The sequence below is a fragment of the Planktothrix sp. FACHB-1365 genome, assembly GCF_014697575.1.
In the GTDB taxonomy this organism is placed as follows: domain Bacteria; phylum Cyanobacteriota; class Cyanobacteriia; order Cyanobacteriales; family Microcoleaceae; genus Planktothrix.
In genome coordinates, this window is record NZ_JACJSC010000065.1 from 1 (window position 1) to 1,552 (window position 1,552).

General features: G+C 38.9%; 2 protein-coding genes and 1 pseudogene. All 3 read left to right on the forward strand.

The annotated features are described in order from the left end of the window. Positions 1-117: pseudogene (locus H6G57_RS29330) on the forward strand (IS630 family transposase); the annotation flags it as partial. 59 nt (positions 118-176) lie between these two features. Then, on the forward strand, positions 177-1,085 hold the full coding sequence (locus tag H6G57_RS28595; protein ID WP_190525228.1) for an alpha/beta fold hydrolase: 909 nt from the start codon (positions 177-179) through the stop codon (positions 1,083-1,085). 39 nt (positions 1,086-1,124) lie between these two features. Continuing rightward, positions 1,125-1,310 (forward strand): PCP reductase family protein, encoded by a 186-nt coding sequence (locus H6G57_RS28600; protein ID WP_072720161.1) that lies wholly within the window; start codon positions 1,125-1,127, stop codon positions 1,308-1,310. Positions 1,311-1,552: the final 242 nt, after the last annotated feature.

Genomic DNA, 1,552 nt, shown 5'->3' on the forward strand with positions numbered 1-1,552 from the left:
CGACTATTTGAATCAGTTGAGCAGTTAGAAGAGTTGTTACATAAATTATTAAATGAAGGAGAGCTAATCATTAATTGGTCTCGTAAAATTAAAAATAAGGGCAATGCTGTTTATTAAATCAAGCTGCGTAGCAGCTTATCCGACATTCAACGCCGTAATTATTGCAGAGGTCAATTATGTTTGAACCGAATGGATTTGGTCAGCGTTCAATGGTGACATCTTTAGGCAGAATGGTGTATTACACCGCCGAGGGTTCACCTGGGAATTTGAATGAAGTTTCTGCGGCATTACCTCCGTTAGTCTTTTTACATGGATTTGGGGGAGGTTCTTCTGCTTATGAATGGTCAAAAGTTTATCCGGCTTTTGTCGATGAATACCGAATTTTAGCCCCAGATTTAATCGGTTGGGGTCGTTCAGAACATCCGGCAAAAACTTATAAAATTGAGGATTATCTCACGACTATTACTGAGTTTTTAGAACAAACTTGTTCACCTCCAGCCACCGTTATTGCTTCCTCTCTAACGGCAGCGTTTACAATTCGAGTTGCAATTCAGCGTCCCGACTTATTCAAATCTTTGATTTTAGTAACGCCTTCAGGATTATCGGATTTTGGAGAAAATTATGGACGTACATTGTTCAGCCAAATTGTGAAAACACCCATTTTAGATCGGATTGTGTATTTTACGGGAATTGCTAATAGTGGCGGAATTCAAAGTTTTCTGGAAAGTCGTCAATTTGCTGAACCGGATCGAATTTATCCCGAAATTGTAGAGGCTTATTTAAAATCGGCTCAACAACCCAATGCCGAATATGCAGCCTTGTCTTTTGTGGGGGGTGATTTGTGTTTTGATTTATCATTATATATGACTCAACTGATTACACCAACGGCTATTCTTTGGGGTGAAAAATCCGCGTTTACCCGTCCTGAAACAGGCCAACGGTTAGCTAACTTAAATCCAACGGCGATTAAACTTTTTCAAAAAATAGATAATGTCGGATTAACCCCCCATTTAGAACTTCCGGGCGTCACAATTGGGGTAATTCGTCAATGTCTAAAAATCCTTGAACCTCTTTCAACCCCATGAGTACAATAAAGAGATGATCCCAAAGTAACTGTTAAGTTTATGTCTAACGCTGATTATTTCGGTGAACTTCAGTGGCTTCCTGAAGCCAAAGCCAAATTGAAAAATATCCCCTATTTTGTTCGGACTCAAGCTAGACAACGGATTGAACAACTAGCCAGAGAAGCAGAACAAGGTATTGTTACCGCAGAACTTGTGGAACAAGCACGATTGGAATTTGGCCAATAGCAGGGCTGTTTCATGTTTGAGAATTATAACTTACTTTTCAGCCATAATTCTCAAACATGATAGCTATTTTCCGAAGAATTAATATTTTATATAATGGCTATATAATATTAATTATGGCTCTCCTCAATAAATAGTGTAAAATTTCGCTTCAGCTACGTTTTACACTCCGACTGAATATGGACTTTCAACTAGAGCGTGTGCTTCGACCTCCCGAATATTACGGTGTTCACTTGTCAAGAACA

Excerpts from the sequence above, each read along its gene's own strand:
- H6G57_RS28595 (WP_190525228.1), top strand. The coding sequence starts at position 177 with ATGTTTGAACCGAATGGATTTGGTCAGCGTTCAATGGTGACATCTTTA.
- H6G57_RS28600 (WP_072720161.1), top strand. The coding sequence starts at position 1,125 with ATGTCTAACGCTGATTATTTCGGTGAACTTCAGTGGCTTCCTGAAGCC.